Raw genomic sequence first — 26,529 nt, 5'->3', positions numbered from 1 at the left:
CTTTTGCTACGTCGTGGTGCGTCAGCCGGCGCTATTGCGCTGTTGCCGGGCATGATTTCAGGAAAACCCTAACTCAAACAATCAAAACTCGCGCAGAGGCGGCGGTCTTGTGCGCCAAAGCGGTTCATCCGGATCAGCGTTGCGGTCTGGATTGGCTGCAACTTGGTGCGTCGACCATCTGCGCGAACTGCTTTGGTGCTTTTTTCAGCCTTCAGGTCTGCCAATCCATGGAAAATCTGCAAAGTGCTGTGGACAGTCTGGTCCATAGCTCCAACACGTTGTTCATCCTTATCGGTGCGGTCATGGTTCTGGCCATGCACGCCGGTTTCGCCTTTCTTGAGGTCGGCACGGTTCGCCAAAAGAATCAGGTCAACGCCTTGTCGAAGATCCTCAGTGACTTCGCCATTTCGACCCTGGCCTACTTCTTTATAGGCTATTGGATTTCCTATGGGGTCAGTTTTATGCAACCGGCGGCGGTGATCACCGCCGACCATGGCTATGGGTTGGTGAAGTTTTTCTTTCTGCTGACCTTTGCCGCGGCGATACCGGCGATCATTTCCGGAGGCATCGCCGAGCGCGCCCGGTTCGTCCCGCAGTTGTGCGCGACGGCGCTGATCGTGGCGTTTATCTACCCCTTCTTCGAGGGCGTGGTCTGGAACGGCAACTTCGGCCTGCAAGCCTGGTTGCTGGCACGTTTCGGCGCCAGTTTCCATGACTTCGCCGGCTCCGTGGTGGTTCACGCCATGGGCGGCTGGCTGGCACTCGCGGCGGTGTTGCTGCTGGGGCCGAGGCAAGGTCGTTATCGCGACGGGCGACTGGTGGCATTCGCGCCGTCGAGCATTCCCTTCCTGGCGTTGGGGTCGTGGATCCTGATCGTCGGCTGGTTCGGTTTCAACGTGATGAGCGCCCAGACTCTGCAAGGGGTCAGCGGGCTGGTGGCAGTGAATTCGTTGATGGCCATGGTCGGCGGCACGGTGGCGGCGTTGATCGTCGGGCGCAATGACCCGGGCTTCCTGCATAACGGCCCGTTGGCCGGATTGGTGGCGATCTGCGCCGGTTCGGATCTGATGCACCCGGTGGGCGCATTGGTGACCGGCGCCATCGCCGGAGCACTGTTTGTCTGGTGCTTTACCGCGGCTCAAGGCAAATGGCGTATCGACGATGTGCTGGGTGTCTGGCCTTTGCATGGGCTGTGTGGTGTCTGGGGCGGGATCGCTTGCGGCATCTTCGGGCAAATCGCTTTGGGTGGTTTGGGGGGCGTGAGCCTGATCAGTCAGTTGATCGGCACTTCTTTGGGGGTAGTCGTGGCGCTGGCCGGTGGTTTTGCCGTGTATGGCGCGATCAAGGCGGTCCATGGCCTGCGCCTGAGCCAGGAAGAAGAGTATTACGGCGCGGACTTGTCGGTGCACAAGATCGGCGCCGTGAGCCAGGATTGAATCAGCGTTCCTCATCGTCGGCGCCAGGGTAAAAATCGTGCAGCAGGCGATAGCGGTCATGCCGTACCTGGTCGACCCGGTCCTGCACCTGCTGGCCGGGTATGCCCAGCATGATCAGAGCGTGGGAGGCGAGCATCAGGCTGGACTCCAGCAACTCGGGTACGACTTCGCTGGCACCGGCCGCCTTCAACTCGGCCAACTGGCTGTCATCCCGGGTGCGCACCAGGATCGGCACGGTCGGGTTGAACCGCCGTGCTTCCTTGAGAATCAGCAGGGCGATGTCCGTCTTGTCCACGGCAACCACCAACAGTCTTGCGCGCTCCAGCCCTATCGCGATCAGCAGCTCGCCGCGACGTGAGTCGCCATAGTGCACACTGCTTTCATTGACCACAGCTTCCTGGACCCGCACCGGATCGGTGTCCAACGCGATGTACGGTTGCTGAACATGACGCAGGAAACGCCCGATGGATTGACCGACGCGGCCATAGCCACAGATCACCACGTGATTGTGCAGGCCGGCATTGAGCGCGCTGATTTCTTCGAGTTCGGCTGCTTTGTTGGGTTTGCGGTGCAGACGCATGGCGATGCGGGGAGCGGCGCGCAGAAGTAAAGGCGTTACCAGCATCGAGCAGAACGTGGCCGCCAGCAGCAGGCCGCCGAGGTCGGCGGGCATCAGTTTGTTCTGTTGCATCTGCGCCATCAGGGCAAAACAGAACTCACCCCCCTGGGCCAATGCCAGGCCGCTGCGCCATGCAGTTTCGCCATCGCTGCCGCGCCATTTGACCAGCAGTGCGACCAGGGTGCCCTTGATCAGCAGCAACCCCAACGTCAGACCGAGAATCAGCAGGCCGTGGCTGGCAAACAGGCGCAAGTCGATCAGCATGCCGATACTGACGAAGAATACTCCGAGCAGAATATCGCGGAACGGACGGATATCGGCCTCGATCTGATGTCGGTAATGGCTTTCCCCCAGCAGCATGCCGGCGAGAAAGGCGCCCAGGGCAGGAGAGAGGCCGAGCAGGTGAGTCAGCCAGGCCGTCAGCAGAACAATCACCAGTGCCAACAGCACGAACAGCTCCGCGGACCGGGCCGCGGCGACTTCATGGAACAGCCGTGGCAGAAACCAGCGACTGACCAGCAGCAAACCGACGAACAGCACCAGGGTCTTGGCCAGCGTCAGCGGCAGCGCCCAATACCAGGCGTGGTCACTGCTGCCGGCGAACACCGGCACAAGCGTCAGCAGCAACACCGCAACCACGTCCTGGAACAACAGCACGGCGATGGCATTCTGGCCGTGACGGCTGAATATTTCGCCGAGGCTGCTCAACTCCTTGCTGACAATGGCGGTAGACGACAGCGCCAGACCGGCGCCGAGTAACAGGGCTGGTGTGATCGGCATGCCGAACAGCATCAGCAAAGCTCCCAGCAAGATCCCGGACCCCAGCACTTGTAGGCTGCCCAGGCCAAACACCACCTGGCGCAGTGCGAGCATCTTCGACAGGGAAAACTCAAGCCCCAGGGAGAACAGCAGGAACACCACGCCCAATTCGGCCAGATCGGGCAAATCTTCGTTTTCATTCACCCAGTTGAACGCTGTCGGCCCGATCATCAGCCCTACGCACAAGTAGCCCAGCACCGGTGGCAAACGCAGGCGCTGGAACAGTGCAATCACCACCAGGGAGGAGGCGAGGATGATCAACAAGTTGGCAAACACAAAAAACTCCGGTGAGGGTTCTGGCTACTCAAGCGTAGAGGCAAAAAAGACGCGAGCATTGCGCAAATGACCGGCGACGCAAATGATTTGCGTCAGAGTTTTGCTGAAATCTCTTGAAGTCACCGTTGCTCGGACGTCGGCTCGACTGCGTTTGATGGCGGGCCTAGAATGAGCGCTTACTTCGTTTGGTCTTGTCGTCATGCCTCCTGAATGTCAGCTGTTCGGCACCGTTGGTTGCCATCTTTGTGAAGTCGCCGAAGCCATGCTGATGGAGTTTGTCGAGCGTGGTCTGTTGGTGGAGCTGGTGGATATCGCTGATGATGAAACCTGGTTCGAAGCCTACAGCCTGCGTATTCCGGTGTTGCGTCGGGTCGATACCGGCGCTGAACTGGGCTGGCCGTTTAGTGCCGAGCAGGTGGTGGCGTTCCTGCGCGAGTCCTGACACTGCTGGCGATGCCCCACCTGTCGCGATCCTCGTTTCATTCGTTGGCGAAAGGTTGGTTATTCGGTTACTGTATGTCTATACAGTTATTCGGATTGCCTGCCATGCTTCTCCCTGTTCGGGTTTGGGCAGATGATCCCGGACGTCAGAGGGATGAAATGTGGTCAATGTCGAACAATTGAAGAACAGTGTGAACCGGATGTCGGCCGATGTGGTGCGCGAGGCGGTTCTCGAATTGCGTCTGGATGGCCTGGTCACGGAGGGGAAAACGCCCTTCAACAAACTGCATTTCAACACCTGCTTCGCCGAAATCGAAGCCTTGTTCCAGCGTGCGGGTTATCACCGGCAGCTCGATGTCGTGGGCTATCAGGGGTTGTTGTACGCGCTTTATGATCCGGGTCGCTGGGAAGCGGTCGATGTGCTGCGCTGGCTCAAGGAGTTCACCGAAGCGGCCGCTCGAACGCAGTCAATACCGGCCTGAGGATTCTCTTCTAGGTTCGTTCCGGCCACTGTTGGATAATGCTGCCCTGCATTGAGGGTTAGAGTTTTTCGTATGTCCACTTCATCGTTTTCTGCTGCGCACAACCAGGCCAGCACGCTCTATCTGCCGCCTGGTCCGTGGCAGACCGTATTCGATTGCCTGTGCGAACACTTCAGCGCCATCGGTCGTGAGCAATGGCTGGACAGAATTGCTCGCGGTCGTGTCCTCGATGGACAAGGCATGCCGATCGCCCTGGATCTACCTTACAAGGAAGGTCTGCGGATTCATTATTTTCGTGAAGTACCGGACGAAAAACCGATCCCGGTGGTGGAGTCGATCCTCTATGCCGACGAGCATCTGGTGGTGGCGGACAAGCCGCACTTCCTGCCGGTGACGCCGGCTGGGGAGTATGTGGAGCAGACATTGCTGCGACGACTGATCCGGCGACTGGATAACCCGCATCTGGTGCCTTTGCATCGTATTGACCGGCATACGGCAGGGCTGGTGCTGTTCTCAGCCAATCCTCAGAGTCGGTCGGCGTATCAGTCATTGTTTCCTACACGCCAGATCGAAAAACGCTACGAAGCAATCGCCCGGGCATTGCCTGAACTGACCTTCCCGATGGTTCATAAAAGTCGACTCATCGATGGCGAACCGTTCTTTCGCATGCAGGAAGGTCCGGGCGTCAGCAATACCGAGACGGCTGTCGAGGTCCGGGAAAAAAACGGTGAGTTCTGGCGCTATGCGCTTTACCCGGTAACAGGCAAGAAACATCAGTTGCGAGTGCACATGGCGGCCCTGGGGGCTGGTATCTGCAATGACCCGTTCTATCCGCAGGTGCTCAAGGATGTTGAAGACGACTATGCCAATCCCTTGAAGCTGCTGGCCCAGGGGTTGCGATTTGTCGATCCGGTTACGGGGCAGGAAAGAGAGTTCGAAAGCACAATCACTCTGGAGTGGTGATCATAGGCGATCCTGTTTTTCTTCTGCCACGAAAAAGCCCGCTTTAAAAGCGGGCTTTTCTGTATCCGATGGTCGCCGCAAAGATTACAACTCTTTAACGGTACGAATCTGATCCTTGTTGATGCGGGTGTGCTTGCCATCCAGCTGTTCGAACTCGTAAAAGCCCGATTCTTTATCGTACTTAGGCGCGTCGACGGCCTGGATTTCTCGACCGTCATTCAAGGTGATCACTGAAGGCGATGCACAACCGGCGAGGGTCGCAAGGCCCAGGGCGAGCATGAAAGTGGCGAGGGTCCGTTGGGTCATGGGTGTGTCTCCGAATGGAAAATCTTTTGATTGCTGAGCTTGAGACGTATGCAACACGTGCAAGTTCCTTCAATTATCAGTCTGACACAGTGTGATGCGTGCTTAACAGTTCCGGCGTGTTGAGGTTGGCCAGGCGAGAGTCGTTCTCGGGGCACTGCAGGGCCATGGCGCCCAATTTGCGCATCAGTCTGCCCGGGCTGCGCTCGCCTTCGTTCCAGGCCGTCTCGAAAGCCCCTGAAAGAGCGACGGGAATCATGCACAGCAAAGGTTCCCAGTGTTCTCCATGGCGTAGCATCAGCGGTTTGTCCGGATGCTGCGCGGCAGTTTCACGCATGTTCTGGAGCAGCGCCGCATCGATGCATGGCACATCGCAGGGCAATACCAGCAGGTGCGTGTGGCGGGCGGCCTTCAGGCCTGCGCGAATACCCGCCAATGGTCCCGGAAAGTCGCCTTCATCGTCATGGACCAGCTGATCCGCATAAGGCGCATATTTCTCCAGGTTTCTGTTGCAGGAGATGATCAGATCATCACTCAGCAGACGGGTCTTGCGGTGCAGATGCGCGATCAGTGGCTCGCCGTGCCATTCCAGCAAACCCTTGTCCTGACCGCCCATGCGTTGGCCACGCCCGCCCGCCAGGAGCAAAATGGAGCACGGCGCCAAAGGTGTATCCGAGGTCATTGCACTTCTCCATGGGGGCGGCGAAAAAATGAGGCGCTGTGATATAACACCGGGCTGTTTCTCCTACAACTGGACGAGCCTATGAAAGCCAAGGCTGATGTACCTTTCGCACCGCTCAACATCGCGGTGCTGACTGTCAGCGATACCCGTACCCTGGAAACCGACACCTCAGGCCAGGTCTTCGTCGACCGCTTGAGCGCTGCCGGTCATAACCTGGCGGCCCGTGTATTGCTCAAAGATGATCTCTACAAAATTCGTGCGCAAGTGGCCAACTGGATTGCCGATGAAGTCGTGCAAGTGGTGCTGATCACTGGCGGTACCGGGTTTACCGGTCGTGACAGTACGCCCGAAGCGGTGAGTTGCCTGCTGGATAAGCAGGTCGATGGTTTTGGTGAACTATTCCGGCAGATATCGGTGGCGGATATCGGTACTTCCACGGTTCAGTCCCGGGCCTTGGCCGGTCTGGCCAATGGCACGTTGGTTTGCTGCTTGCCGGGTTCGACCAATGCGGTGCGCACCGGTTGGGACGGTATTCTCGCCGAACAACTGGATTCCCGGCACCGTCCGTGCAATTTCGTGACTCATCTGAAACAGGCGGCACCCTGTGAATCCCGCGGGTAAGCCAGGCAAGACTGGCAGCCTGATGGCTGTCGAGGTAGCGCTCGCGCGGCTACTGGAAATGGCCGACGCCTCGAGAATTCATGAGCACCAACGCTTGCCGTTGGCGCAGGTTCAGGGGCGTGTACTGGCTGCTGATCTGGTTTCGACACTTGATCTGCCGCCTTGGCCCAACAGTGCCATGGATGGGTATGCCTTGCGCGTCGCCGACTGGACGGGAGAACCGTTGCCGGTCAGCCAGAAGATTTTTGCAGGTCAGGCTCCGGAGCCCTTGAAGCCTGGGACCTGTGCGCGGATCTTCACCGGCGCGCCTGTGCCCGCGGGTGCTGACTGTGTCGAGATGCAGGAGAACGCCGAGGTTCAGGCGGATGAGCGGGTACGTTTCACCGAGACCATGACGCCGGGGCAGAACATCCGTCCACAAGGCCAGGAAACCACCGCCGGTGAGTTGATCTTGCCCGCCGGTACACGCCTGGGGCCCATCGAACAGGGGCTGGCGGCATCGTTGGGATGCGCTGAATTGGATGTGGTTCGCAAGGTTCGTGTTGCGGTTTTGTCTACCGGGGATGAGCTGATTGAGCCGGGCCAGGCCCTTGGACCGGGACAGATCTACAACAGCAATCGAGTGTTGCTTTGCAGCTGGTTGCAGCGCTTGGGCTGTGAGGTGATCGATGCTGGCATTCTTCCCGATGATTTAGCGACCACTCGTGCCCGTCTCGGCGAGTTGAAGGATGTCGACCTGATTCTCTCCACCGGTGGCGTATCGGTGGGAGAAGCCGACTTTCTGGGCATTGCCTTGCGGGAAGAGGGCGAGTTGACCCTGTGGAAGCTTGCCATCAAGCCAGGCAAGCCGCTGACGTTCGGGCATTTTCGCGGTGTGCCTGTCATTGGTTTGCCCGGCAATCCGGCGTCAACCCTGGTGACTTTTGCTTTGTTGGCAAGGCCCTACCTCTTGCGCCGCCAAGGCGTAAAAGAGATCGAACCCCTGAAGTTTCAGGTACCGGCAGGGTTTGTCTGGCCAAAGGCTGGTAACCGACGTGAGTACTTGCGCGGACGTCTGGAGAATGGCCGGGCAATCATCTATAGGAATCAGAGCTCTGGCGTACTGCGCAGTGCCGCCTGGGCGGACGGTCTGGTTGAAGTGCTGGAGGGCCGTACACTGATCGAGGGTGATAGTGTGAGCTTCATCCCGTTGAGTGAAGTCCTGGGCTGATGCAGGTCCTGGTTCTGCCACGCAAGCCCGGTCGAAAGCGTTGGGGCTTGCGTGCATGACCGTTCCTTAATTTGCCAGAAGTGTCACGACCTGGTCGAAGCGACTATTGGAGATCCAGCTCAAAAGCCCCAGGACCACAGCTGTTCCGCCAGCTGAATAGGCAAGCCTGTGCTTGATGGATTTGACGTCGCCGCGGACTTCATCCAGGTCTCTGCGGATGTACTTGAGATGTGTCTCCAGTTCAGTGACGCGAGGTTCCATATCAACTTCTCCGGTGGGCTTTGCGCTGCTTTTGAATTCAGCCTGCTGATTGACGTGATTGTCTGAGAACGGCGCAACCGGAGTTACCGGTAGTCTGAGGTCATGGCTTTGCATGGAATAATTGGCTCCTTGCGTTAAAACCATTCAGGTGGCCGATACGGTTATTACTTACGATTTTTGAGGACCTTAAAGGGGTTCCATTCATTGTTTGCACATCCCTGTGTAATTTACTGGTGATGACTGATAACCGCTGACACAACGGTGTACCAATTGCCCTGATGGGTCAATTGAGCCGATTCCTCAGGTTTTGTAAGAAAAAATACCGCTCTGTAGGACTCAAGTGTCCTTCCCCAGGAAATAATTGAAATCCTTGCGACTTTTATGAGGGGCTGCGAGGTCAACATCTCCCATACGGATTCGGAAAGGGGGGTGATCAAAATGAACGAGCGCAAGGCGCTGTTGATTCTGCATGGCAAGCAGGCACTCAATGAGCAGGTCCGTTCAGCTGTCGAAGGCAAGCGCCAACAAGGCTGGGAACTGGCTGTTCGACTGACCTGGGAGGCTGGTGATGCGCAGCGGCTGGTGGGGGAAGCGTTGACGGCGGGCTATACGCAGCTGATTGCCGGCGGCGGCGATGGCACCTTGCGTGATATCGCCGAAGCCATGGCGGCGCATTCGACTCAGGCCAGCCTGGTGCTTTTGCCCTTGGGCACCGCCAACGATTTTGCACGCGCCGCGGGTGTGCCCCTGGAGCCCGCTCAAGCGCTGGAGCTTTTGGAGGCCGCCCCGCATGCCATTGATCTGGGGGAGGTGGGTGGGCAGGTTTTTCTGAACATGGCCACGGGCGGCTTTGGCAGTCAGGTCACGGCCAATACTTCCGAGGAACTGAAAAAAATTCTTGGCGGCGCGGCTTATCTCTTCACCGGTTTATCGCGCTTCAGTGAGTTGCATGCGGCCTATGGCGAGTTGCAGGGGCCGGATTTTCACTGGGCCGGTGAGTTGTTGGCATTAGGCATCGGCAATGGCCGACAGGCTGGCGGTGGTCATATGTTGTGCCCGCAGGCGCTGGCTGACGATGGTCTGCTGGATATCAGCATTTTGCCCGCGCCCCAGGAAGTGGTCGGTACCTTGAAAGACCTGCTGACCGATGGCTTCGGAATCGACAACATGTTTGTGCGAGCCCGCTTGCCATGGGTCGAGATCAAAGTATCGGAGGGCCTTTATATCAACCTTGATGGTGAGCCTCTGGAGGGCGATAGCCTGCGGTTTTCGGCACGGCCGGCGGCATTGCGGGTGCATTTGCCCGAGGGCTCGCCGCTGCTGAACGGCTCGAATCCGGCTAATCGTCCAGACTGATGATTTGCTCGCGCACGGCGAACAACACCAGGCCGGCCACATCGTATATCTGCAAGCGTTTCATGATCTGCGAGCGGTGGGTTTCGACAGTCTTGATGCTCAGGCCCAAGCCATTGGCAATTTCCCGGGTGGATTTTCCGCGAACAATCAATCGCAGGATTTCCAGCTGGCGTGCCGTCAGGTTGTGCGAGTCCTGGGTTGGCGCCTGATTTTTCTGGGTTCGGGTCAGCGCCTGGTTGATGACGGTGTGGGCAATGGCCGGGCTCAGGTAGCGTTCGTTATTGCGCAAGGCATCCAGGGCATGTTCGAGCTCGGTGGCCGTGGTGTCTTTGAGCAGGTAGCCATGAGCCCCGGATTCGAGTGCTTGCATGATGAGCGCCGGGTCGGTGTGCATCGACAGGATGAGCACTTTGCACTGCGGACGTACTCGTTTGAGTCGCTGCAAGGCTTCAAGGCCACCGGTTTTCCTCATGGAGATATCCAGCAGGATGATGTCCGGGGACAGTTGCTCGACCATCTCGAGTAACTGCGAGCCGTCACTGGCCTCCCCAATGACCGCATAGCCGGGAATATCCAGCACCAGAGCGCGCACGCCAGCCCTGATAAGCGAGTGGTCGTCCACCAGAAGTAAGTTACAAGTCAACGCATAACCTTATTCGTACTGGCCCGTTCCAGCGCACGGGGCGCCCAGGGGAAGAGTGCTTCGATTTGAGTGCCTTTGCCCGGCTCGCTGGTCACGGTCAGCGTGCCGCCCAACTGATCGATCCGTTCCGACATTCCGGCCATTCCGCGTTGCCCCTCGCGAGCAGGGTCTGCCGCTGGCTCGAACCCCAGGCCATCGTCACTGATTAACAACGTCAGGCCTTGGGGCAGACGTTGCAGGCGGACCAACAGATTCCTGGCTTCGGCATGGCGCAGCATATTGGTAACCGCCTCTTGAGTGATGCGAAAGGCCGCCACCGCCATTTCTTCCGGTATGCCAGTCAAACGTTGATGGCATTCCAGGCTCCAGTTCACGGACGTATTGGCCAGGGTTCTGAGTAAATGTGCACGCAGACTGGCTTCCAGCCCGAGACTGGTCAACTGTCGTGGGTTCAGGATGGCTGATACATCACGAACTTTGGTCAGGGTTTCGTCCAGCGTATCGCAGAGGACCGAACATTGACCCTGCAGTTCTTCAGGCAATCGACGTTTGAGCCATTCACTCTGAAGTTTTGCGGCGGTCAGCAATTGGCCAATATCATCATGCAGTTCCCGACTGAGCCGGTGACGTTCATTTTCCTGAACTTCCAGCAGACGGTCGGCCAATTCTTGAGGCTGAAACTTTATCGATTTGAGCGAGAGGCGATGCCCCACCCAGACGCAGGTCAGCGCCGCAGTATTGAGCACCAGCAGACTCACCGGCAGAGGCATCGACAAGCTGTAGACCAACAGGCTGCCAAGCGTCGAGCAGGTGCACACGAAAAGCGTGAACCGGCGAGCGCTTTTTCGGGAGGGTGGCCACAGGGCGATTGACTTGAGGCTGGCGTACATAGCGGATGGAGCCAATGGATGTTCGCTGCGGGCAGACCGGTCATAAGGGCTGACGGGTCTCTGTTTGAAAATAGGTTGTATGAGTCGCCTTTAATGATGGCAGTGCAATGCTCGAAATAAAGCCTTCAATGTTATGAGCTTGTTCGCGCCAAGGGGCACTCTGTCATTAATTGACGTCAACGAATGGGCGGCATAATACCACTTAAGATACCGTTGGTCGCGTTCGGCACATAGGTGGGCACCTTCAGGAAATAACGTTTTTGGACGATAGTTCCACAATGGAAAAAATTTTTGATTTTTATCTTCGAAAGATATCGAGTGTGCCAGGCGTTTAATTTCTATTGGCAGGCACTATCTGAAGTCGGGGCGGGGGTATCTATTTGTTTCGAGCTGCCATCGACGGGTATGAAATATTCAATTGCGGTATGCGCACACTCAAGTTACAGGGCGGCATCATTACAATAAAAAATGCGCAACACGGGGTTGGTGAATTTAAGCCTGCCGTTCAGAGAACGAAACGAGCCTGAACTGCTTGGAGTGGCTGGGCGGCTGAAACTGACTTTGTCCCACTTGAAATGCAAACGCTTCGATCAGGGACGTCTGTTCACTGTCATCGAGGCCGAGTTGACCGGTGGTCTGGTCGATGAGTTCGAGTTGCCAGGCCATTAACGTGAAGCAATCCTTGAGCGCATCCAGGGCCTGATCATGCAGGTCCATGTGATTCTGGGCGTGGCTCAGCAATCCATGAATGTGCAGCGAGAATTCCGAAACCGTTGCCAGTGCCAAGGCATCGGCCTTGCTTGCCAGCTTGAGAAGGGTACTGAGCATGCAATCGATGGCGTCCTTGTCATTGCTGATCAACTGCAAATGACTCAGGCACTCCTCGAACTTGGCCAGGAGTGTTTCAGCCTCGACGAGAAACTCCGGAATCCGCTGGGCCCACTCTTTAGGGTTGTTCGCCATGCTTATCTCCACAACGTCATGTCAGATGAGGGAATGTCGTGTGTGTCGACGAGAACCTTACGTGTCCCGGCGCTGCCATGCCGCCTTGGTGAGATCGCGCTCTGGCAGGCTTGGGCACCGACTGGGGAACTCGAAAGAGTGGATGGCCACTGACCTGCGATCGCACACAAAAGCCTGACTCCGTTCATGCAATGAGAATGGCGTCACATTAATGGCTATTGGATATTGCGAATATCAGGTTGGGCCTGATTGTGCCTAGGGGAATCCCTTACACAGGGGAACCTAACGTGCAAACCGAGGTCGCGCCGCAAGGGATGAAGCAGATGAATTCACGGGGTCAGTAAAGCATGATGTTAATGTGACATCAATGCTTGGGCATGGCATTTTGTCCGGGGGTCAAGATTCGGCAAAAACTGCCGATAACTCTCTTTAGTGAATTCATCAGAACAAGCCCAGGAGTCATTAATGGCCGGCATTCTCGACACGGTAGACCAACGCACGCAACTGGTGGGTGAGAATCGCCTGGAAATTCTCATGTTCCGGCTGGCCGGACGGCAATTGTTCGCGATCAACGTCTTCAAGGTCCAGGAAGTGCTGCAGCTGCCGAAGCTGACCCTGATGCCGCAGCGTCACCCCTTTGTTTGTGGCGTGGTCAACCTGCGTGGCCAGACGCTGCCGGTGATCGACCTGTCCCAGGCCATCGGCATGCGTCCGCTGGTGCCAAGCCCCACCAGTACGATTATCGTCACCGAGTACAACCGCTCGGTGCAGGCATTTCTGGTCGGTGGCGTGGACCGCATCGTCAATATGAACTGGGAAGCCATTCTGCCGCCGCCGACCAGCGCCGGTCGCCAGCATTACCTGACCGCCATCAGCAAGGTCGACGATCAGCTGGTGGAAATCATCGACGTCGAAAAAGTCCTGGCCGAAATCGTGCCGTACAACGCCAAGGTCTCTCGCGACAAACTCGACGATCCGGTTCTGGAGCGCGCCCGTGGCCGTGAAGTGCTGCTGGTGGATGACTCGAACGTGGCTCTGTCGCAATTGCGCGACACCTTGGGTCAGTTGGGCGTGAAAATGCATATCGCCAGTGATGGCTTGAAGGCGCTGAACATGCTCAAGGCTTGGGCTGATACCGGTGTGAACATGACTGACAAGCTGTTGATGATCTTTACCGATGCGGAAATGCCGGAGATGGACGGCTATCGCCTGACCACCGAGATACGCAACGACCCCCGTTTGCGCGGCCTTTATGTGGTCCTGCACACCTCGCTGTCGGGTAGCTTCAATGACTCGATGGTCAAGAAGGTCGGCTGCGACAACTTCCTCTCCAAATTCCAGCCCGACAAACTCGTCGACGTGGTGCGTCAGCGCCTGATGCTCGACGAAGTGCCGGCCTGATAACAATCTGGAAAAGCGCGGTGGCAGGGTTTGGGGCTGCTGTGCAGCCCAACGGGGGCAAGCCCCCTCGCCACAGGGTCTTTGATTCGGCGATCAAGCTCGTATAGGGTGGCGTTTTTGCCCACCAGGGAGCTGTGGCCATGCATCTGAGCGCGCTTTATCGTTTTCCGTTGAAATCCGGCAAGGGCGAGACCTTGAATCAGGTCAGCCTGGACAAACTGGGGCTGGACGGCGACCGGCGCTGGATGCTGGTCGACGAGGCCAGCGGGCGTTTTCTGACTCAGCGCGCGGAGGCGAAAATGAGTCAGCTGTCGGCGTTGTGGAACGCAAGCGGTGGCTTGACCCTCAGTGCCCAAGGCCATTCACCGATCGATATCGCCTTGCCCGCCAGCGATGCAGAGCTGCGTGGCGTGACCATCTGGCGCGACACCTTGCGCGTGCCCGATGCCGGCATTGCTGCGGCTGCCTGGGTCAGTGAGTTCATCGGCAAGCCGACGCGTCTGGTGCATGTGCCGCTCGATCGTGCGCGGACCACCCAGGCCGGCTACGGCAAGGACGACGATCAGGTGGCTTTTGCCGACGGTTTTCCGTTGTTGCTGATTGGCCAGGCGTCGCTGGAAGACTTGTCGCAACGGGTCGGGCGACCGCTGGAGATGCTGCGCTTTCGGCCCAATCTGGTGATCGAGGGCAGCGAGGCGTTCGCCGAAGATGGCTGGAAGCGCATCCGCATTGGCGATGTCGAGTTCCGCGTGGTCAAGTCCTGCTCACGTTGCATTCTGACCACCATCGACCCGCAGACCGGCGAACGTAGCGACGACCGCGAACCTCTGGCGACCTTGCAGCAATATCGGGCTCAAGAGGACGGCGCGATGTTCGGGCAGAACCTGGTCAATGACGGTAACGGTCGGCTCGAAGTCGGCATGCCGGTGACGATCCTCGAATAGCAGCCCTGATAAAAAAAATGCCCGTGTCCAAGAACACGGGCATTTTTTTTCGCTGTGAAACCCTAGGGGGTTAGCCGCGGTATTCGCACAGGTAAGCGGTGTCGACGGCCACTTTCAGCTGGAACTTGCTGTTGGCGGGCACGTTGAACTGGCTGCCGGCGGCGAAGGTTTGCCAGTCGCTGCTGTCAGGCAGTTTGACGGTCAGGGCGCCGGACACCACGTGCATGATTTCACGCTGGCTGGTGCCGAATTCGTATTCGCCCGGTGCCATGACGCCGATGGTCGCCGGACCTTCAGCGGTGCCAAAGGCGATCGACTTGACGGTGCCGTCGAAGTACTCGTTGACTTTAAACATGGGCGATTCCTCGAAAAGGGCTAAAAAGGGCCGGCCAGTATGCACAAGGTGTTGATAGGCGTCACCTCCTGCACTCAAGGATTGGCGGGGAAAATCAGCGGCAACAGGCGCGCGGTATTGCGCGCATCCTCCAGCGCCCGATGCTGCTGACCGTTGAACTGCAGGCCCGCCAGTTGCAGGGCGCCATTAAGCCCCAGCGGGCGCTCCAGTCGACAGGCCTTGGCGAAACGTTGCTTGAGATTCATGTGCGGCACCCGGTTCAGGGCGCTGTCGAGTTGCAGCCGCTGCCATTCCTGAAGCAGCTGTTTGCGGTCGTAGTCACCCCAACTGGCCCAGCCTTCCAGATTCGAGAGATGTTGGTCGAGCCAGTGTTCGAACGAAACCCAGACGTCGCTCAGGGGCTGGGCAGCATCGACATTGGCCTGGGTGATGTGGGTCAATTCGCGGCAAAACGGGGTCAACAGGGGCCGACGCAACGGGCGCACGAAGCACTGGAAGTGATCCAGTTCCCGGCCTTTGCGGTCCACGAGGGTGGCGCCGATTTCGATGATTTCCATTTCTGTTACTGGCCAGCCGCCCTCATCGGTGGTGGCTTCCAGATCAATGACCAGCCAGTGAGGCATTGCAGGTTTCCTGGTATCCGCATCCTGATAGGGCTTGAGCGTAGCCAAACCCGGCGGATCCGCCTAGCGGCTTATTCGACCTCCAACAGAATCTGACGATTTTTTACCTGGTCGCCGACCCTGACCTGCAAGCGCTTGAGCACGCCGTCGATACCCGATTTGAGTGGATGCTCCATTTTCATCGCTTCAAGCACCACCAGCAGCTGTCCTTTGCTGACCGAGCTCCCCTCACTGACCAATACGTCGACGATCGCCCCGTCCATCGGCGCCTTGAGCGTGCCGGAGCTGACACTGGCCTGGCCGCTGACCAGCGCCCGGGTCCGATCGACCAGTCGCAGGCTGCCGGGGCGCGTGAACAACCAGAGTTGCCCGGCTTCGAGGCGGTAGGCATGGCGTTGGCGGATGCCGTCGATTTGCAGGGTGGCCCAGCGTCCGTCGCACTGGATGACCTTCAGTTCGAGGGGCCGGGCGCCAACCTGAACACGGTAGGGCTTGCCAGGTTCAGCGTGCAGTTCGACCGGCCAGGCCTGATCCTCCAGGCCGATTCGATAGTACAGAGGCACGCTGGCATTGTTGCGCCAACCGGCCAGCGGGGTGGGGTGAGCCTGCGCTGATGCTTGATAAAAAAGCACCGCGGCGATGGCCAGCTCGTCGGCGCTCGGCGCATGAGGGTGCAGGCAGGGATGGTCGGCGAAGTGCATGGGGATGAACCCGGTGCTGAACTCACCACTGATGAACTGGGGGTGTTCCAGCAGATTGGCGAGCAAGCGCTGATTGCTCTGCACGCCCAGCAGCACACTGTCCTGTATCGCCCGCAGCAACTTGCGTCGGGCTTCTTCACGGGTGGCACCGTGGGCGATGAGCTTGCCCAGCAGCGGGTCATAGAACGGGCTGACAGACTGGCCTTCGATCAGGCCATGGTCGATCCGTACGCTGCCCTGGATCGCTGGCTCCCAGGCCACGATTCGACCGGTTTGCGGCAGAAATCCCTGGGCCGGATCTTCGGCGTACAGGCGCACTTCCATGGCATGCCCGTTGAGCTGCACCTGTTCCTGTCGTAGCGGCAGCGGTTGCCCTTCGGCGATGTGTAATTGCCAAGCCACCAGATCGAGGCCGGTGATCAGTTCAGTCACCGGGTGTTCCACTTGCAACCGGGTGTTCATCTCCAGGAAGTAAAACCGGCCGTGAGCATCCAGCAGGAATTCCACGGTACCCGCCCCCACATAATTCACCGCGCGCCCCGCCTTGAGTGCCGCCTCGCCCATGGCCTGGCGCAACTCAGTGGTCATCGCCGGGCAGGGTGCTTCTTCGATGATTTTCTGGTGGCGGCGCTGGATCGAACAGTCGCGCTCGCCGAGGTGGATCAGGTTGCCATGCTGGTCGCCGAACACCTGAACTTCGACATGACGCGGATCGATCAAGGCTTGTTCGAGGATCAATTCGTCGCTGCCAAACCCGTGCAGCGCTTCGGAGCGTGCGCTACGGAGCTGTTCCGGCAATTCGGCGGCGCTGTGCACCAGGCGCATGCCGCGACCGCCACCGCCGGCACTGGCCTTGATCATCAGCGGATAGCCGATGCGTTCGGCTTCGCGGCGCAGGGTAGCGTCGTCCTGTTCGCTGCCCTGATAGCCTTTGATGCAAGGCACGCCGGCTTTGATCATGGCCAGTTTCGACCGCCGTTTACTGCCCATCAGCTCGATGGCTTCGGGGCTCGGACCGATGAAGATGATGCCGGCCTGCTGGCAGGCGAGGGCGAAGCCTGAGTTTTCCGAGAGGAAGCCGTAACCGGGATGGATTGCATCGGCACCGGTGCGCCGGGCAGCATCGATGATGGCCGGGATGTTCAGATAAGACTGCTGCACCGGGGCCGGGCCGATGTTCACGGCTTCGTCGGCCATCTGCACATGCAGCGCATTGGCGTCGGCGTCGCTGAATACGGCGACGGTGCGGTAGCCCAGCTCTTGCGCGGTGCGCTGGATACGGCAGGCGATTTCACCGCGGTTGGCGATCAGGATTTTTTTGAGGGCGGGCATCGGTTATTCCCTTGGTTTTTTGCGGTGAATGTAAGGGCTTGCTCGCGAAGCTCTTAAACGGACCACCCTGGTTTGCGCTTCTGCACAAAAGCCATCGTCCCCTCGATCCCTTCAGCCCCGGTCACTGCTTCGCTGAACCACTCGGCTGCCTGATCCAGCAGATCATCCGAGGGTTGTCCGGCACTCGCCAGCAACAGCTTTTTGGTCGCCGCGTTCGCCCCCGGTGCGCAACACAACACATGGGCCAGCACCTCATCGAGGCGTTCGGCCAAGGCTTGTGGGTCATGTTCGACAAAATGCACCAGCCCCATGCGCCGCGCCTGGGTGCCATCGAAGCGTGCGGCGGTCAGGGCCAGTCGGCGGGCCTGGGTCAGGCCGATGCGTTGCACCACGTAAGGCGCGATCTGCGCCGGCAACAGGCCGAGGCTGGTTTCCGGCAGTCCGAATTGCGCCTGATGATCGGCCATCGCGATGTCGCTGACGCAGGTCAGGCCGAAGCCGCCGCCAAGCACCGCACCTTGCAGTACCGTAATCACCACTTGCGGCGCGTGTTGCACCTCTTGCAGTAGCGCACCGAACGCACGGTTCAAATCGCGGTAGGCGGGCTGGCCTTGAGCGCGGGCGTTGGCCATGTCCTTGATGTCGGCACCGGCACAAAAATGCCCGCCGGCACCGCCGATCACTAGCGCACGAATCTGCCGATCATCGCGAACCGCCGCCAGCACCGCACGTAGTTCGGCGACCATCTGCAAGCTCATGGCATTACGGCTTTCGGGACGATTGAGGGTGATGTGCAGCACGCTGTCATGCAGGCCGAGCAACAGGGTTTGACAGGTGGGGAGGGTGCTCATTTGTTTTTCCCCGGCAGGATGCCCATGAGTTTGCAGATGATCCCCAGCATGATTTCGTCGGCACCGCCGCCAATCGATACCAGCCGCACATCGCGGTAAGCCCTGGCCACCGGGTTGTCCCACATGAAGCCCATGCCGCCCCAGTATTGCAGGCAACTGTCGCTGACTTCCCGGCCCAGTCGCCCGGCCTTGAGTTTGGCCATCGATGCCAGGCGGGTGACGTCCTGGCCTTTGATGTATTGCTCGGTGGCCTGGTAGACCAGTGCCCGCAGGCATTCGATTTCGGTTTGCAGTTCGGCCAGGCGAAAGTGGATGACCTGGTTGTCGATCAGCGCGTTGCCGAAGGTTTTGCGCTCCTTGCAGTACTCGATGGTGCTGTCGACGCAGTACTCCAGGCCTTTGATCATGTTCGCCGCGCCGAACAGCCGTTCTTCCTGGAATTGCAGCATCTGCATCATGAACCCCGCGCCTTCGTGGCCGATGCGGTTGCGTTGCGGCACGCGCACGTTATCGAAAAACACCTGGGCGGTTTCCGAGCTGCGCATGCCGAGCTTGTCCAGGTGCGAGCTGAGGCTGATCCCGGGGCTGTTCATCGGCACCATGATCAGCGACTTGTTGATGTGCGGTTTGTCGTCCGAGGTGTTGGCCAGCAGGCAGATGAAATCGGCGCTCGGCGAGTTGGTGATCCACATCTTGCTGCCGTTGATCACGTAGTCGTCGCCGTCCTTGCGGGCGGTGGTTTTCAGCCCGGCGACGTCGGAACCGGCGCCGACTTCGGAAACACCGATGCAGCCGACCTGCTCGCCGGTGATCGCCGGCCGCAGGAATTCTTCGCGCAGTTCATCGGAGCCGAAACGCGCCAGGGCCGGGGTGCACATGTCGGTCTGCACGCCGATGGACATCGGAATGCCGCCGCAATGAATGGTGCCGAACTCTTCGGCCGCCACAATCGAATAGCTGTAGTCGAGGCCCATGCCGCCGAATTTTTCCGGTTTGGAGATTCCCAACAGACCGAGGTCGCCAGCCTTGCGGAAGATCTCATGGATCGGAAAGCGCCCGGCCTTTTCCCATTCCTCGACGTGGGGATTGATTTCATGATCGACGAATTGGCGGACGGTGCGGCGCAGTGCTTCGTGTTCCTGGGTGAAGATCATTTTTATTGTTCTCCTGATCGCCCTTAGAAGCGGGCGACACCAAAGCTGTTGGGTTGCAGCGCCCGAACCTCGGCCTCATGGCAGATGTCCAGCAAGTATCCAAGCAACGTGCGGGTATCCCGTGGATCGATCAGCCCGTCATCCCACAGGTTGGCGCTGCCATATAGCGCGGTGGACTGGCTGTCGAGTTTCTGCGCGGTGACCTGTTCCAGCATGTCGAGCATTTTTGGGTCGGGCACCAATCCGTCCTTGAGTTGTTTGGCTTCGGTGACGATCCGCAGCACTTTGCCGGCCTGGGCGCCGCCCATCACCGCGGTGCGGCTGTTGGGCCAGGCGAAGATGAAGCGCGGGTCGAGACCGCGGCCGCACATCGCGTAATTGCCGGCACCGTAGGAACCGCCGACGACGATTGTCAGTTTAGGCACCCGGGCATTGGCCACCGCTTGAATCATTTTCGCGCCGTGCTTGATCACGCCTTGCTGTTCCGACTCGGTGCCGACCATGAAGCCGGTGGTGTTGTGGAAAAACAGCAGCGGCGTCTGGCTCTGGTCGCAGAGTTGAATGAACTGCGCGGCCTTGCTCGCGCCTTTGGGGGTGATCGGGCCGTTGTTGCCGATGAAACCGCAGGCTCGACCCTGGATCTGCAAATGCCCGCATACCGTCTGCTGATCGAACTCGCTTTTGAATTCGAGGAAGTTCGAAGCGTCGGCAACCCGCGCGATGATTTCACGCACGTCGTAAGGTTTTTTCGGGTCATCCGGGATCAGCCCCAGCAGTTCGTCGATGGGGTAGAGCGGTTCTTCCCACCGACGTTCCGGTAACCACGGCAACTGATCGTTCCACGGCAACAGACTGACAATCTCGCGCACCTGGCGCACGCCATCGGCATCGTTCTCGGCCAGGTATTCGGCGGTGCCGGCGGTTTGTGCATGCATCTCGGCACCGCCCAGTTCTTCGTCGGTGGCGACTTCACCGGTGGCTGCCTTGAGCAGCGGGGGGCCGGCGAGAAACAGCTTGGCCTTGCCGCGCACCACCACCACGTAATCCGACAACCCTGGCTGGTAAGCACCGCCCGCCGTGGCCGAGCCGTGGACCACGGTGATCTGCGGCAAGCCCATCGCCGACATCCGCGCCTGATTGGCAAAGCTGCGCGCGCCTTCGACGAAAATCTCTGCCGCATAATTGAGGTTGGCGCCACCGCTCTCGGCGAGGGTGATCACCGGCAGTTTGTTTTCCATGGCGATCTGCTGCAGACGCAGGGACTTTTTCAGGCCGCTGGGGGAAATGGTGCCGCCCTTGATTGCGCTGTTGTTCGCCACCACCAGCACCCGCACGCCGGATACGTAACCGATCCCGGCGATCAAACCGCCGCCGGCCGCGCTGCCGTCCTTGTCGTCGTGCAGCTTGTAGCCGGCCAGGCTCGCCAGCTCGAGGAATGGCGCGCCGGGATCAAGCAGCAGGTTCAGCCGCTCCCGGGGCAGCAATTGCCCGCGCTTGTCGTACCTCGGTTTGGCTTCTGCGGCTTTATTCAACAGGTTCTGTTCGAGCTGGCGGACCTGCTCGATGCCGGCCAGCATGGCCGCACGATTGCGGGCGAACGGTTCGCTGAACGGGTCTATCTGGGACTGGATGACCGGCATGGTTATTCCTTGTCCTTCGGTTCGTCTGGTTTGGAGGCGTCCGGCCTGAGTACTTCAGGTAAATAGGCGCGGTGAAAGCCGTTGTACGAGTGACTGTTCTGCGCCTTGTGCATTGGCCAGGCCCGCCCGCCGAGGCTGGCGGCACCATCGATGCGCAACGTGCTGCCGCTGACAAACGCCGCTGCCGGGCTGAGCAGGAACACAATCGCCGCGCTGATTTCCGATTCGGTGCCGATGCGCTTGAGCGGCACGTGTTCGCACAGCGTCGGAATTACCGCCCGGAACGCGCCTTCGTAAGTGTCCATGCCGCTGGACGCGACCCAGCCCGGCGCGACGGCGTTGACCCGCACGCCGGCGTGGCCCCATTCGAACGCGGCGGTCTTGGTGAAGTTGTCCATGCCCGAGCGCGCCGCGCCCGAATGGCCCATGCCGGGCATGCCGCCCCACATGTCGGCGAGCATGTTGACGATGGCGCCGCCGTGCTTGCTCATGGACTGATTGAACACCTCGCGAGCCATCAGAAAACCGCCCACCAGATTGGTGCGCAGGATGGTTTCGAAACCTTTCTGATTGATCGACGCCAGCGGCGAGGGGTACTGCCCGCCGGCATTGTTGACCAGCCCGTGGATTGGGCCGTGTTTGCGGATCAGCTCGCTGACCAGCTGCGTAACGGCGTCTTCATTGCGGATATCGCAGACCTGCCAATCGGCTTTACCACCGTCTTCGGTGATTTCGGCAGTGACCTTTTTCAGTTTTTCGGCATTGCGCCCCACCAGCAGCACGTGCGCACCGAGGGCCGCGAGCTCATGGGCGGTGCAACGACCGATGCCGCTACCGCCTCCGGTGACGATGATGGTTTGGCCGGCGAACAGGTCGGGTTTGAAAATCGAGTCATAGGCCATGGCGACAGTCCTCTAATTGAACTGATCGGCGATGCGCTGGGGCACCGGAATCTGGATTTCCAACAGTTGTTGGGCGAACGCCTTGCCCTGCGGATCGATCCGCAGGCTGGCCACGCCACCGCCGCCGAGTGCGTTTTCCAGAAGAAAATTAAAGCTCTGAGTGCCGGGTAAATACCAGCGTTCGACGCGTCCGTGAATCGGGTCGAGGACATGACTCATCCAGTCGACCATCACCTCGGGTGTCAGTGCTTCGGCGATCCACGGCAGGTAGTCGGGGTGGCGGGCCATGACGCCGATGTTGCTATGGTTACCCTTGTCGCCGGAGCGCGCCACGGCGAGTTTGATCAAGGCCACGCTGGCGTCGGCACGCTCTGTGGCTTTGGGTGGGTCGAACGGCAGCGGCAAGTCAGCTGGGTCGAGCGCATCGAGGGCGGGCAGGGCACACGGATGGCGCTCACCGGCAAGGTCGATCTCCAGGGTGCAGGCGGTTTTGTCGATCAGGAACGAAAACAGCCGGATCAACGGATACACCGTCGGCCGCCCGCCGACGATTCCCGTCAGCCCAGGCGCCATACCGGTGGCAGCCTGAGCGATTTCCCGGGAGAACAGAATCAAGGCCTGCTTGCTCGGATGGCGCACGGCGAGTTTGATCACCACTTCGCGGCTGTCCTGGCGCTGGCCGTGGGGGCCGTAAGTGGCTTCGCTGCCCAGCAGTTCGATGTTCACCTCGCTGTAGGGCGCCCAGCCGCGCTGGTTAAACATTTCCGAGGTCTTGTTGATGATCGCCTGGCTGACCCTTCGGGCCTTGGCCACGGCATCGATCCCGGCGATCAGGCAACTGGCGGTGCAGCGGAAACCGTCCGGGTACGTTGCGCTGACCTTGTACTGAGCGGTCGGTGGCAAGCCTTTCGCGCCATGCACCTGAACCGCGTTTTTGCCTTGTTGCACGAGTTTGACCTGACTGAAATCGCACACCACATCGGGCAGCAGATACGCCTGCGGATCACCGATTTCATAGAGCATCTGCTCGCCCACCGTCAGGGGCGTGACCAGGCCGCCGGAGCCGTCGGGTTTGCTGACGATGAACTGGCTGTCGGCGCCGACTTCGACGATCGGAAAACCGATGTGTTCGTAGTCGGGTACGTCGTGCCAATCGGTGAAATTGCCGCCGGTGCACTGGGCGCCACATTCGATCAGATGCCCGGCCAATGCGGCTTGGGCGAGTTTGTCGTAGTCGTGCCACGACCAGCCGAATTCATGCACCAGCGCGGCGCTGACCACGGCACTGTCGACCACGCGCCCGGTGATCACAACGTCGGCGCCCAGGCGCAGGGCTTCGACGATGCCCGGTGCGCCGAGGTAGGCGTTGGTCGACACGCACATCGGCGGCAGGGGCGCGCCACTGAACATCTCATGGATACCAAGACTGCTCAGGTGTTTGAACTGCGGTTGCAGGTCGTCACCCGACAGCACGGCGATTTTCAGCGCCACCCCGGCCTTGTCGCAGGCCGTTTGCAGGGCAACGGCGCAGGCCTGTGGATTAACCCCGCCGGCATTGCTGATCACCCGGATCTGTTGTTTCGCGAGCTGCTCGAGGAGGGGGCTGAGGACTTCGATGAAGTCGCTGGCGTAGCCGGTGGCGGGGTCTTTCATCCGCGCCCCGGCCATGATCGACATTGTTATTTCGGCCAGATAATCGAACACCAGATAGTCCAGTCGCCCGCCCTCCACCAACTGTGCGGCGGCGGTCGAGGTGTCGCCCCAGAATGCACTGGCACAACCGATGCGAATTGTTTTAGGCACAGTCAACTCCATAGCCACCTGCGACAGAAGTGCTTCGAGACTACCAAGCAAGCGCTTGGTTTGTAAACGCCTTGATTATCTTCTTCCCGAGCGCTTGCTTGGTCGCCCCCGCCAGCTTAAATTGCCCGCGCAACCCTGCTGTTTTAACGGGCAGCGGCGCATTTGATTGATCGACTGTAGGAGAGAACGGGTGGACGAGCAAAAAGCCCTGAGGGTGATGCGCGAATTGGTCGACAGCGGCCAATTGACCGACCCCGACAGCGCCCGCGGCAAACTGCTGCAAGTGGCCGCTCACCTGTTTCGCAACAAAGGTTATGAACGCACCACCGTGCGTGACCTGGCCAGTGCGGTGGGCATTCAGTCAGGCAGCATTTTTCATCACTTCAAAAGCAAGGACGAGATTCTGCGGGCAGTGATGGAGGAGACCATTCGCTACAACACCGCGTTGATGCGTGCAGCGCTGGCCGAGGCCGGCAATGTGCGTGAGCGGGTGCTGGCGCTGATTCGCTGCGAATTGCAGTCGATCATGGGCGGCAGTGGCGAGGCCATGGCGGTGCTGGTGTATGAGTGGCGTTCGCTGTCTGAGGAAGGCCAGGCGCAGGTTCTGGCGCTGCGCGATATTTATGAAGCCATCTGGCTGCAGGTGCTGGGAGAAGCCAAGGACGCCGGTTTTATCCGGGGCGACGTGTTCATCACCCGCCGCTTCCTGACGGGCGCGCTCTCCTGGACCACCACCTGGTTTCGCGCCGATGGCAGTATGAACCTCGATCAATTGGCCGATGAAGCGCTGATTTTGGTGCTTGAAGAACGGTAAGAGCCGTCTATCTCGGCAAGAAACTGGCTAAGTTGACGAAACCGCCTAGTTTGTATGCATTGATGAAAATTTTTTTGGGGAGTGTGCTGTTTTGATGTCTTCGCCAATTCGAATTGCGTCGCGGCTTTTGCTGGCGGCGCTTGTAGTGTGCTGGGTGTTGCCATCTCAGGCCGCGCAACAGGTGCGGGTCGGGGCCGCCCATTTTCCCCCCTATACCGTGCGCCCGGAGTCCGGTGCCGACACCGGTCTGCTGCCGCAACTGGTGGAAGCGTTGAATCAGCTGCAAACCGATTATCAGTTTGTGCTGGTGCCCACCTCGATTCCCCGGCGTTTCAATGACTTCAAGGAAGGCCGGGTCGATATGGCGATTTTCGAGAACCCGGACTGGGGCTGGAAGGACATCCCGCATACCCTCGTTGACATGGACCTGGAAGATGCAGAAATCTTTGTCGCGCAGAAGCAACCCGGTCGCGATGAGAGTTACTTCAAGGACCTGACGGGCAAGCGGCTGGCGCTGTACAGCGGCTATCACTACGAGTTTGCCAATTTCAATGCCGATCCCAAGTATCTGGCCGACACTTACAAGGCCACGTTGACCTATTCCCACGACAGCAACCTGCTGATGGTGCTGCGCGGGCGAGCGGACATTGCCCTGGTGACACGCTCTTATCTGAGCGATTACCTGCTGCGCAACGAAAAAGTCGGCGAGCAGTTGCTGGTGTCGCAACGCATCGATCAGGTCTATCACCATTACGCGCTGATTCGTCCAGAGGCGCCGATTACGGGGGAAGCATTCGGCAAGTTGCTGCAAGGCCTGCGAAACAACGGCCAGATGCTGAAGATTTTCGATCCCTACAAAATTGCCCTGGTGCCGGTGGGCAAGCACTGACAGATAGAGTTTCCGGGGGCAGGGGGGGCGGACGACCATTCATCTGGTATTTATGTTTTGCTGTTCGAATGGTCGAATTGACAGTAGACGCTTCCCCTCACGTGGTCTTAGCTCCTTTCCTGTGTCCGACCCCATGGAGGGGTTGGCGCTCATTCAGAAAGGATTTCTGTCATGACAAACCCCGCGTTGGTTTCTCTCTCCTGTGTGCCCGCTCCTGTGGTGCCACAAGCCGTCAACGATGTACTCGTTCTGAAAAAACCTGATGATTCGGCCGGTGTCACGGTCGAGGTGGCGCGTTGGCCATTCATGGTGGTTAATCAAAAGACAACGCTGCATGTCTGCGGTCAACAAGCCGACGGCTCGCCATTGATGCTGCGAGTGGCCGACGCCGAGCCCGTCACGCAACAAGAGTTCCAGGAGGGCTGGCGTCGCAATATTGCCTGGGCGTCTTTGCAGAATCTGAAAGACGGGAGCCATCTCGCGTTTGTTTTTCAGGCGGCGCTGGATGGAGGCAGTTGTGCTGGCCCGGTGCTGTTCCCTACATTGTGTCTTGAGGTCCAGGCGCCTTTCGACGATACAACGACCTTCTCGGCAACAGACGGTACCAATAACTGGAATGGTTGGATGAGGGGCGACGCTGCGACTGATCCACGGGATCTCACCATCACCAAAGATGGAGATATCTACGTATTATTCGACAACACCTACACCAACAACTCTGCCGGCACGGTGTTGAAAAAGACCTTTCAGGGGCTGGAAGTGGGTCGGTCCTATGAGTTCGGGGTGACCGTGCGCAGGTGGAACAACAGCTATTCGGTTCCGGTGCTGTCACTCAACAGCGGAGCGCAAGTCATTGCCCCCGCGACGGAAATTTCGTCAATGGCCTGGGCTCCGCTCAAAGGCACGTTTACCGCGAGTGCATCACAGATGGAGTTGCAGATCGTTAACCATGTCGCCACCGGAAACGGCAATGACTATGCCTTCCGCGAAATCTGGGTCAGGTCGATCTAGCACCTGCGTAACGTCAATGGACTGGAACTGATCCAGGCTGTGCATGCCACCGCGAATGCTGATTAAGGTTTGCGGTGTTTTTCGTTAAATTTCCATGCCCGGCTCACGTCACCTCAGTTAACTGTCGACGATTACCGTGAGCCC

Annotated in this window: 27 protein-coding genes; 12 read left to right on the top strand and 15 right to left on the bottom strand. The window is 59.1% G+C overall.

Going from position 1 to position 26,529, the window contains the following annotated elements:
* The first annotated feature begins 227 nt into the window (after positions 1–227).
* Positions 228–1,436, top strand: coding sequence for an ammonium transporter (locus AC1DIS_RS05210; RefSeq protein ID WP_230139274.1), 1,209 nt, complete (start codon positions 228–230; stop codon positions 1,434–1,436).
* A gap of 1 nt (position 1,437) precedes the next feature.
* Here the strand turns inward: AC1DIS_RS05210 and AC1DIS_RS05205 are convergent, their stop codons facing one another.
* A complete protein-coding gene (locus AC1DIS_RS05205) occupies positions 1,438–3,150 on the bottom strand; it encodes a cation:proton antiporter (protein WP_192379589.1) in 1,713 nt (570 codons plus the stop codon).
* Positions 3,151–3,349: 199 nt separating this feature from the next.
* On the opposite strand from AC1DIS_RS05205, the gene AC1DIS_RS05200 reads away from it, so the two are divergent.
* From AC1DIS_RS05200 to AC1DIS_RS05190, 3 genes are all read left to right on the top strand, one after another.
* Entirely contained in the window at positions 3,350–3,592 is a 243-nt protein-coding gene (locus AC1DIS_RS05200; protein ID WP_019582515.1) for a glutaredoxin family protein, read from the top strand.
* A 160-nt stretch (positions 3,593–3,752) separates the two neighbouring features.
* On the top strand, positions 3,753–4,073 hold the full coding sequence (locus AC1DIS_RS05195) for a hypothetical protein (protein ID WP_007895054.1): 321 nt from the start codon (positions 3,753–3,755) through the stop codon (positions 4,071–4,073).
* A gap of 72 nt (positions 4,074–4,145) precedes the next feature.
* Positions 4,146–5,036 carry a pseudouridine synthase gene (locus AC1DIS_RS05190; RefSeq protein WP_111455011.1) on the top strand — a complete coding sequence of 297 codons (891 nt, stop codon included), beginning with the start codon at positions 4,146–4,148 and terminating at the stop codon, positions 5,034–5,036.
* Positions 5,037–5,120: 84 nt separating this feature from the next.
* Here AC1DIS_RS05190 and AC1DIS_RS05185 read toward each other — a convergent pair whose 3' ends face one another.
* Positions 5,121–5,342 carry a YgdI/YgdR family lipoprotein gene (locus tag AC1DIS_RS05185; RefSeq protein ID WP_064616755.1) on the bottom strand — a complete coding sequence of 74 codons (222 nt, stop codon included), beginning with the start codon at positions 5,340–5,342 and terminating at the stop codon, positions 5,121–5,123.
* A 76-nt stretch (positions 5,343–5,418) separates the two neighbouring features.
* Positions 5,419–6,021 (bottom strand): molybdenum cofactor guanylyltransferase MobA, encoded by a 603-nt coding sequence (mobA, locus tag AC1DIS_RS05180; protein ID WP_064616757.1) that lies wholly within the window; start codon positions 6,019–6,021, stop codon positions 5,419–5,421.
* An 81-nt stretch (positions 6,022–6,102) separates the two neighbouring features.
* Here mobA and moaB point away from each other — a divergent pair, with 81 nt between their 5' ends.
* Positions 6,103–6,642, top strand: a complete 540-nt coding sequence (moaB, locus tag AC1DIS_RS05175) for a molybdenum cofactor biosynthesis protein B (protein WP_007940044.1) — start codon at positions 6,103–6,105, stop codon at positions 6,640–6,642.
* Positions 6,626–7,852: a molybdopterin molybdotransferase MoeA gene (locus tag AC1DIS_RS05170; RefSeq protein WP_477743438.1), complete on the top strand. Its 1,227-nt coding sequence runs from the start codon at positions 6,626–6,628 to the stop codon at positions 7,850–7,852. The genes moaB and AC1DIS_RS05170 overlap by 17 nt, the downstream gene beginning before the upstream one ends.
* 66 nt (positions 7,853–7,918) lie before the next feature.
* Here the strand turns inward: AC1DIS_RS05170 and AC1DIS_RS05165 are convergent, their stop codons facing one another.
* Positions 7,919–8,227: a hypothetical protein gene (locus tag AC1DIS_RS05165; RefSeq protein WP_086944670.1), complete on the bottom strand. Its 309-nt coding sequence runs from the start codon at positions 8,225–8,227 to the stop codon at positions 7,919–7,921.
* Between the two features lie 324 nt (positions 8,228–8,551).
* Here AC1DIS_RS05165 and yegS point away from each other — a divergent pair, with 324 nt between their 5' ends.
* Complete coding sequence (yegS, locus tag AC1DIS_RS05160) at positions 8,552–9,469, top strand: lipid kinase YegS (protein ID WP_477743437.1); 918 nt, start codon at positions 8,552–8,554, stop codon at positions 9,467–9,469.
* Here yegS and AC1DIS_RS05155 read toward each other — a convergent pair.
* The 3 genes from AC1DIS_RS05155 to AC1DIS_RS05145 form a co-directional block, all read right to left on the bottom strand.
* Complete coding sequence (locus tag AC1DIS_RS05155) at positions 9,453–10,112, bottom strand: response regulator (protein ID WP_019582509.1); 660 nt, start codon at positions 10,110–10,112, stop codon at positions 9,453–9,455. The two genes, yegS and AC1DIS_RS05155, sit on opposite strands and share 17 nt — an antisense overlap.
* The gene (locus tag AC1DIS_RS05150; RefSeq protein ID WP_018929997.1) at positions 10,109–11,002 is read right to left on the bottom strand and encodes a sensor histidine kinase; all 894 of its coding nucleotides are present in this window, start codon (positions 11,000–11,002) and stop codon (positions 10,109–10,111) included. Before AC1DIS_RS05150 ends, AC1DIS_RS05155 begins: the two co-directional genes overlap by 4 nt.
* 492 nt (positions 11,003–11,494) lie before the next feature.
* Entirely contained in the window at positions 11,495–11,965 is a 471-nt protein-coding gene (locus AC1DIS_RS05145; protein ID WP_018929996.1) for a hypothetical protein, read from the bottom strand.
* Positions 11,966–12,430: 465 nt separating this feature from the next.
* Here AC1DIS_RS05145 and AC1DIS_RS05140 point away from each other — a divergent pair, with 465 nt between their 5' ends.
* Together AC1DIS_RS05140 and AC1DIS_RS05135 are read left to right on the top strand one after the other, a co-directional pair.
* Positions 12,431–13,366 carry a chemotaxis protein CheV gene (locus tag AC1DIS_RS05140; RefSeq protein ID WP_018929995.1) on the top strand — a complete coding sequence of 312 codons (936 nt, stop codon included), beginning with the start codon at positions 12,431–12,433 and terminating at the stop codon, positions 13,364–13,366.
* A 140-nt stretch (positions 13,367–13,506) separates the two neighbouring features.
* Entirely contained in the window at positions 13,507–14,310 is an 804-nt protein-coding gene (locus AC1DIS_RS05135; RefSeq protein WP_019582506.1) for an MOSC domain-containing protein, read from the top strand.
* Positions 14,311–14,380: 70 nt separating this feature from the next.
* Here AC1DIS_RS05135 and ppnP read toward each other — a convergent pair whose 3' ends face one another.
* The 8 genes from ppnP to AC1DIS_RS05095 form a co-directional block, all read right to left on the bottom strand.
* Complete coding sequence (gene ppnP / locus AC1DIS_RS05130) at positions 14,381–14,665, bottom strand: pyrimidine/purine nucleoside phosphorylase (protein WP_018929993.1); 285 nt, start codon at positions 14,663–14,665, stop codon at positions 14,381–14,383.
* A 74-nt stretch (positions 14,666–14,739) separates the two neighbouring features.
* Positions 14,740–15,288 carry a 3'-5' exonuclease gene (locus AC1DIS_RS05125; protein ID WP_086944671.1) on the bottom strand — a complete coding sequence of 183 codons (549 nt, stop codon included), beginning with the start codon at positions 15,286–15,288 and terminating at the stop codon, positions 14,740–14,742.
* A 71-nt stretch (positions 15,289–15,359) separates the two neighbouring features.
* Positions 15,360–17,321, bottom strand: coding sequence for an acetyl/propionyl/methylcrotonyl-CoA carboxylase subunit alpha (locus AC1DIS_RS05120; protein ID WP_477743436.1), 1,962 nt, complete (start codon positions 17,319–17,321; stop codon positions 15,360–15,362).
* Positions 17,322–17,374: 53 nt separating this feature from the next.
* Positions 17,375–18,172: an enoyl-CoA hydratase/isomerase family protein gene (locus AC1DIS_RS05115; RefSeq protein ID WP_477743435.1), complete on the bottom strand. Its 798-nt coding sequence runs from the start codon at positions 18,170–18,172 to the stop codon at positions 17,375–17,377.
* A complete protein-coding gene (gene atuD, locus AC1DIS_RS05110) occupies positions 18,169–19,326 on the bottom strand; it encodes a citronellyl-CoA dehydrogenase (protein ID WP_413694740.1) in 1,158 nt (385 codons plus the stop codon). Before atuD ends, AC1DIS_RS05115 begins: the two co-directional genes overlap by 4 nt.
* 23 nt (positions 19,327–19,349) lie before the next feature.
* Entirely contained in the window at positions 19,350–20,966 is a 1,617-nt protein-coding gene (gene atuC / locus AC1DIS_RS05105) for a geranyl-CoA carboxylase subunit beta (protein ID WP_477743434.1), read from the bottom strand.
* A gap of 2 nt (positions 20,967–20,968) precedes the next feature.
* Positions 20,969–21,868: an SDR family oxidoreductase gene (locus AC1DIS_RS05100; RefSeq protein WP_477743433.1), complete on the bottom strand. Its 900-nt coding sequence runs from the start codon at positions 21,866–21,868 to the stop codon at positions 20,969–20,971.
* Positions 21,869–21,880: 12 nt separating this feature from the next.
* Positions 21,881–23,671, bottom strand: coding sequence for an acyclic terpene utilization AtuA family protein (locus AC1DIS_RS05095; RefSeq protein WP_477743432.1), 1,791 nt, complete (start codon positions 23,669–23,671; stop codon positions 21,881–21,883).
* Between the two features lie 190 nt (positions 23,672–23,861).
* On the opposite strand from AC1DIS_RS05095, the gene AC1DIS_RS05090 reads away from it, so the two are divergent.
* The 3 genes from AC1DIS_RS05090 (at position 23,862) to AC1DIS_RS05080 (ending at position 26,385) form a co-directional block, all read left to right on the top strand.
* On the top strand, positions 23,862–24,485 hold the full coding sequence (locus AC1DIS_RS05090) for a TetR/AcrR family transcriptional regulator (protein WP_064616776.1): 624 nt from the start codon (positions 23,862–23,864) through the stop codon (positions 24,483–24,485).
* Between the two features lie 94 nt (positions 24,486–24,579).
* A complete protein-coding gene (locus AC1DIS_RS05085) occupies positions 24,580–25,374 on the top strand; it encodes a substrate-binding periplasmic protein (protein WP_192379599.1) in 795 nt (264 codons plus the stop codon).
* A 171-nt stretch (positions 25,375–25,545) separates the two neighbouring features.
* On the top strand, positions 25,546–26,385 hold the full coding sequence (locus tag AC1DIS_RS05080) for a sugar-binding protein (protein WP_477743431.1): 840 nt from the start codon (positions 25,546–25,548) through the stop codon (positions 26,383–26,385).
* The last annotated feature ends 144 nt before the right edge of the window (positions 26,386–26,529 follow it).

It is taken from the genome of Pseudomonas sp. 05N433 (genome assembly GCF_056396925.1).
Note: the sequence above shows the minus strand (reverse complement) of the source record. Positions and strands in the feature narration are given on the sequence as shown.

Excerpts from the sequence above, each read along its gene's own strand:
- AC1DIS_RS05210 (WP_230139274.1), top strand. The coding sequence starts at position 228 with ATGGAAAATCTGCAAAGTGCTGTGGACAGTCTGGTCCATAGCTCCAAC.
- AC1DIS_RS05200 (WP_019582515.1), top strand. The coding sequence starts at position 3,350 with ATGCCTCCTGAATGTCAGCTGTTCGGCACCGTTGGTTGCCATCTTTGT.
- AC1DIS_RS05190 (WP_111455011.1), top strand. The coding sequence starts at position 4,146 with ATGTCCACTTCATCGTTTTCTGCTGCGCACAACCAGGCCAGCACGCTC.
- AC1DIS_RS05185 (WP_064616755.1), bottom strand. The coding sequence starts at position 5,342 with ATGACCCAACGGACCCTCGCCACTTTCATGCTCGCCCTGGGCCTTGCG.
- mobA (WP_064616757.1), bottom strand. The coding sequence starts at position 6,021 with ATGACCTCGGATACACCTTTGGCGCCGTGCTCCATTTTGCTCCTGGCG.
- moaB (WP_007940044.1), top strand. The coding sequence starts at position 6,103 with ATGAAAGCCAAGGCTGATGTACCTTTCGCACCGCTCAACATCGCGGTG.
- AC1DIS_RS05165 (WP_086944670.1), bottom strand. The coding sequence starts at position 8,227 with ATGCAAAGCCATGACCTCAGACTACCGGTAACTCCGGTTGCGCCGTTC.
- yegS (WP_477743437.1), top strand. The coding sequence starts at position 8,552 with ATGAACGAGCGCAAGGCGCTGTTGATTCTGCATGGCAAGCAGGCACTC.
- AC1DIS_RS05150 (WP_018929997.1), bottom strand. The coding sequence starts at position 11,002 with ATGTACGCCAGCCTCAAGTCAATCGCCCTGTGGCCACCCTCCCGAAAA.
- AC1DIS_RS05145 (WP_018929996.1), bottom strand. The coding sequence starts at position 11,965 with ATGGCGAACAACCCTAAAGAGTGGGCCCAGCGGATTCCGGAGTTTCTC.
- AC1DIS_RS05140 (WP_018929995.1), top strand. The coding sequence starts at position 12,431 with ATGGCCGGCATTCTCGACACGGTAGACCAACGCACGCAACTGGTGGGT.
- AC1DIS_RS05135 (WP_019582506.1), top strand. The coding sequence starts at position 13,507 with ATGCATCTGAGCGCGCTTTATCGTTTTCCGTTGAAATCCGGCAAGGGC.
- ppnP (WP_018929993.1), bottom strand. The coding sequence starts at position 14,665 with ATGTTTAAAGTCAACGAGTACTTCGACGGCACCGTCAAGTCGATCGCC.
- AC1DIS_RS05125 (WP_086944671.1), bottom strand. The coding sequence starts at position 15,288 with ATGCCTCACTGGCTGGTCATTGATCTGGAAGCCACCACCGATGAGGGC.
- AC1DIS_RS05120 (WP_477743436.1), bottom strand. The coding sequence starts at position 17,321 with ATGCCCGCCCTCAAAAAAATCCTGATCGCCAACCGCGGTGAAATCGCC.
- AC1DIS_RS05115 (WP_477743435.1), bottom strand. The coding sequence starts at position 18,172 with ATGAGCACCCTCCCCACCTGTCAAACCCTGTTGCTCGGCCTGCATGAC.
- atuD (WP_413694740.1), bottom strand. The coding sequence starts at position 19,326 with ATGATCTTCACCCAGGAACACGAAGCACTGCGCCGCACCGTCCGCCAA.
- atuC (WP_477743434.1), bottom strand. The coding sequence starts at position 20,966 with ATGCCGGTCATCCAGTCCCAGATAGACCCGTTCAGCGAACCGTTCGCC.
- AC1DIS_RS05100 (WP_477743433.1), bottom strand. The coding sequence starts at position 21,868 with ATGGCCTATGACTCGATTTTCAAACCCGACCTGTTCGCCGGCCAAACC.
- AC1DIS_RS05085 (WP_192379599.1), top strand. The coding sequence starts at position 24,580 with ATGTCTTCGCCAATTCGAATTGCGTCGCGGCTTTTGCTGGCGGCGCTT.
- AC1DIS_RS05080 (WP_477743431.1), top strand. The coding sequence starts at position 25,546 with ATGACAAACCCCGCGTTGGTTTCTCTCTCCTGTGTGCCCGCTCCTGTG.